Genomic DNA, 4099 nt, shown 5'->3' on the forward strand with positions numbered 1-4099 from the left:
CTGCATCATCTCCTCTAGGTCTCGGTAGCTGAGGGAATAACGGCAGTACCATCGCACATTCAACAGGATGATTTCGGGCAGAAAGTGCCGCCACTTAAACACAGAAGCAGTAGACATAAGAGGAGGAGAAGGCAAGGTTAGGTCTATTTACCTTACCACTCACCAGTTTTTGCGACATAACCATTTACTACGAGTTACGGCAACACTTGGGCAAGATTTTCCACCAGTTGGCTCGGCAGAAGGAGTGCCGCATTAAGGAAGGGCAATTGATGGTAGACCATGTGCATATGTTGCTCTCTATCCCTCCCAAGTATTTGGTTTCTCAGGTTGTGGGATTTATCAAGGGTAAAAGTGCGATTGCGATTGCTCGAACCTACTTGGGGAAACGGCAGAACTTTACAGGACAGCATTTCTGGGCGAGAGGATACTACGTGTCGACGGTCGGACGAGATGAAGCAATTGTGCGGCAATACATTCGAGATCAGGAGAAGGAGGATCAGCGCTTGGAGCAATTGAAACTATGAAGCGAGGGATGATAGTGAAAAAGCCGCTTTGAGGGTTCAAACTGGCGAAGGTGTCATATGCCGCCACTCAATCACTAGAACCTTTGCTTCTAAAAGGTTTTAAGAAAAGAACCATGAAGCTTCTCTCAGAACTCCATATTTAGTGGTTACCTGCTGTACCAATTAGCTTTTCTAGATTAATTGGTACAGTTTTGGACAACGCTGTCATACGGGTTGCAAGCTGCAAAAACTAGAAGGGTTTAATTAGTACACATCAAACTGGTTGAATTACCCCTCCCAAAGTGAGAACTGGCGTGAAAATCAGAAAAGTCTCCTGAGACCCTGGCTCCGCTTAAATTCCCGAGGTCATGTGGCGGTAGATGACAGCTTCGCCAGTTTGAACCCTAGATCATCCCTCTCTCTCTAAATCTCAAGCCCTACGTCAGGCGCAACTCACACTCATCAGTCATCCAAATTACAATCAGCCCTCCTACTGGGTACCTTACGTATTGCTAGGAAATTGGCTCTAACTCACTAGAACATCAAAGTTCTAACTTTAAAGCTTTGGTGAAGTACCCAAAAAACATTAGAATTTCTACCCAAATGAGTAAGGATTACCTCAGATACACTGCTAGTTCATAGATAGGAACTGTTCCCTCCAAACTATGGTGAACTCTCCTTGTCGTGTAGTATCTCTCTGCCGTTTATACACCTATAACTATGACTCTCAAAGCCATTCAGACGCAGTCCTCGATCGCTCTAGTTGGAGCAACATGTTTTGTATTGGGAACTGGGTTTCCTGCTGTTGCATTTAGTCCTGAACCGGTCTTCGATCAGGTTGATCGTTTTAGTACTACCATTCCCACTGCTACAGGTGTAAATGAAGCTGATATTTACTATCCCGTTTCGTCACCAGACACCTCTGTCGATTCATTGCCTATTGTTCTCCTATTGCAAGGTGCATTAGTGGATAAGGCAGACTACTCCAACTTCGCAAGCAATGTGGCTCAATATGGTTTTGCAGTAATTGTGCCAAATCATGTCAGAACTTTAACTGATCCAACTACAGGGCAAACATTCACCGGCTTCTTTGCAGAGCAGCAACAAGTTAGCGATGTTCTTGCGTTTGCAACTGCCACCAACACAAATCCGACCTCTCCGATCGCCAATCTGTTAGATCCTGACAAACTAGGACTGGTTGGACATTCATTCGGTGGAGCTGTTGGGTTAAGTTCCATTCAAGATATCTGTTTTCCTTCTCTTTGCACTGACCAGTTCTCGCGACCCGAAGAACTCATGGCAGGAGTTTTTTACGGCACAACCTTTAGAGATCCTCGATTGGGTGGCAACATTCCCCCAATCAAGAACGACGGAATTCCCGTTGCCTTAGTTGCTGGCGATCGCGATGGTGTTGTGGGTGATTTTGCAGCCGTTGAAGCAACCCATGAGCAGATCCAAGATCCACCCAAAGCACTAATCACCATACAAGGTGCCAATCATTACGGCATCACCAACGAAGACAGCCCCCGCGACCCCGTTCGACCCACCTTAGACCAGGATGTTGCAACAGAGGCGATCGCTCGCTGGAGCGGACTATTTTTACGAGCATCTCTGCTCAATGATGCCGATGCACTGGACTACATCTACAACACAGGAGATGCGCTAGATGAAAACGTCAGCGTCACCAGTGAGGCGGCAACAGTTCCAGAACCAACCTCGTTCCCAGGCATCCTAGCTTTTTGTATTATCGGTGTTGCCTGGAAGCTGAGGCGCAGCAAAAAGAACAAATTACATCTTTAATAACACCAATAGCCTGCTAAAACAATTTGGGCAGATCCGAGGAATCCTACTGTTGATCTACTTAGAGGATGTTTGGAAAGTAGCAAAACGGGTCAGTATGTAGAAAAGCTTCCTGGGTATTAGGCTGAACATATCAAAATCCAAACAGCCCTCCAGGAAGCCATGACTCTAGCCTACGTGAGCGAACTGACGCTTGAACAATACGAATTGTTTGAAGGTCTCATCACCCGTAAATCCAACTGTGGTAGACCTCGTAGCGTTAACCTGATGTTGGTGCTGCAAGCCATCTTGTATGTGTTGGTGAGCGGTTGGGTTGTGTCGCAAAAACTTATTAAGGGCAAACGATCGGTGTCGTTTGCATTCCCTTAAGCAGCAATTTCAAAGATCGCTTCGATAAATTTCACTCCAGGCATACTGACCCCTTGTTTGACTCCTTTTACTTGTCCTTTGCGAATCATATTCATCACTTCGATTCCGCTCAACGTTCTTCTTGCCGTATTGAACGTCTTAAATCCCATCATCGGTTTCACGATGCGCTTGATATTCCGATGATCTTGCTCAATCACATTGTTCAAATATTTGCTTTGCCTTAATTCGCTCTCTTCTCCAATTGTCTCCTCTGCCTTAAGCGTCTCTATTGCTACTGGGTAAGCGGCATTCTTGTCTACTGTGATCACCCGTGGAGGCTGAGTGTGCTGACCCTTGAGCACTTTGCGAAAGAATCTTGTCGCTGCCTTGCCATCCCGCTTGGCGCTTAGCATAAAGTCGAGGGTATTGCCGAGCAACCAAATTCAACTCGGCAGCTTTAAGCTGAAATTCACCGGGCCAGCAAAGTATTTGGGCAAGAAGAATCTGTTGGCATTTGACTTTACCCAAGTGCAGCTTGAACTTGGCGATCGGTCGTTGTTCACGGCGGATTTTCGAGGGGGCAAGGCGAAAAAGGCGGCGTTTGAGCAAATTGCGATTACAAAGCTACCCTTCTTTGCTTTTTTCTTGGTGACCGAGGAATTCATCGCAGCACGAGGGCGGGGGGGCGGTCTAGCGCTGTGGATTCAATAGCCGTCTGATGTGGATGAGCAAATGATTTGGCGCAATTAGCAAATGAATGGCGTAAGTCCCTGACCTTATGTTGAGCAAACATTCTGGGCTTTAAGGGTAGGATATTGATGCTCCTTGTCTTGCCTTGTCTCAAGATCTAGAAGCCTCAAATAATAGTGGTTTCAAAGGTTTAGAAAGCGCGCAACTGATTTGCTAATTGCGTAAGTTCTACTGCTCAGCCACATCAGAATTTAGATGCGTTCGCCCTACGTAAGAGCCCAATCTGAGTGCAGTTTGCAGAGCGTGCTAATTTCTCGCGATTCAACCACCCAGCATCATCGCACGATATTGGCTAGGTGGGGTTCCGGCCCAGCGCTTAAATGCGATCGAGAAGGCTGCTTCTGATTGATAGCCCACTCGGCTGGCTACAGTTCCAATGTTGCCAGTTTCATCGAGCAGCAGTCCAGCAGCGACGTGCATCCGCCACGCGGTCAGATAGCTCAGCGCACCCTGTCCGACTAGAGAACTGAATCGCTGTGCAAAGACGGCTCTCGAACAGCCAGCCTCTTGGGCAAGCGCTTGCAATAGACTTCCTGCACGAATATAAAGTGAGTGTGGCAGTTGAGGATCGCAGCGAAGCAAGATAGCTTCTGAATAGAAGCTAATGTCAGAAGCAGATATGCGATATAACGAGTTGGAGCATCTATCGAAGCGCCACTTTAAGCGCTTGTGTGGGGTCAACCGTGAAACGTTTAGCG

At 47.0% G+C, this 4099-nt stretch carries 4 protein-coding genes and 3 pseudogenes; 4 read left to right on the top strand and 3 right to left on the bottom strand.

Going from position 1 to position 4099, the window contains the following annotated elements; all coding sequences use genetic code 11:
• Positions 1-117 (bottom strand): annotated as a pseudogene (locus tag H6F88_RS16665) (IS6 family transposase); the annotation flags it as partial.
• Between the two features lie 65 nt (positions 118-182).
• Between H6F88_RS16665 and tnpA the strand changes: the two are divergent.
• From tnpA to H6F88_RS16685, 3 genes and pseudogenes are all read left to right on the top strand, one after another.
• Positions 183-524 (top strand): annotated as a pseudogene (gene tnpA / locus H6F88_RS16670) (IS200/IS605 family transposase); the annotation flags it as partial.
• 699 nt (positions 525-1223) lie between these two features.
• The gene (locus tag H6F88_RS16680; RefSeq protein WP_190643879.1) at positions 1224-2303 is read left to right on the top strand and encodes a chlorophyllase; all 1080 of its coding nucleotides are present in this window, start codon (positions 1224-1226) and stop codon (positions 2301-2303) included.
• A gap of 162 nt (positions 2304-2465) precedes the next feature.
• Entirely contained in the window at positions 2466-2672 is a 207-nt protein-coding gene (locus tag H6F88_RS16685; RefSeq protein WP_190643880.1) for a transposase, read from the top strand.
• On the opposite strand, the pseudogene H6F88_RS16690 reads toward H6F88_RS16685, so the two are convergent.
• Positions 2669-3082, bottom strand: a pseudogene (locus H6F88_RS16690) (IS6 family transposase); the annotation flags it as partial. The gene H6F88_RS16685 and the pseudogene H6F88_RS16690 sit on opposite strands and share 4 nt — an antisense overlap.
• Between H6F88_RS16690 and H6F88_RS16695 the strand changes: the two are divergent.
• Positions 3078-3362 carry a hypothetical protein gene (locus H6F88_RS16695; RefSeq protein WP_190643882.1) on the top strand — a complete coding sequence of 95 codons (285 nt, stop codon included), beginning with the start codon at positions 3078-3080 and terminating at the stop codon, positions 3360-3362. The pseudogene H6F88_RS16690 and the gene H6F88_RS16695 overlap by 5 nt on opposite strands.
• A 300-nt stretch (positions 3363-3662) precedes the next feature.
• Here the strand turns inward: H6F88_RS16695 and H6F88_RS16700 are convergent, their stop codons facing one another.
• Positions 3663-3983 (bottom strand): helix-turn-helix transcriptional regulator, encoded by a 321-nt coding sequence (locus H6F88_RS16700; protein WP_190643883.1) that lies wholly within the window; start codon positions 3981-3983, stop codon positions 3663-3665.
• Positions 3984-4099 lie beyond the last annotated feature (116 nt).

The sequence above is a fragment of the Oculatella sp. FACHB-28 genome (genome assembly GCF_014696015.1).
In the GTDB taxonomy this organism is placed as follows: Bacteria; Cyanobacteriota; Cyanobacteriia; order Elainellales; family Elainellaceae; genus JAAUTN01.

Coding starts and splice junctions, on each gene's coding strand:
- H6F88_RS16680 (WP_190643879.1), top strand. CDS start 1,224: ATGACTCTCAAAGCCATTCAGACGCAGTCCTCGATCGCTCTAGTTGGA.
- H6F88_RS16685 (WP_190643880.1), top strand. CDS start 2,466: ATGACTCTAGCCTACGTGAGCGAACTGACGCTTGAACAATACGAATTG.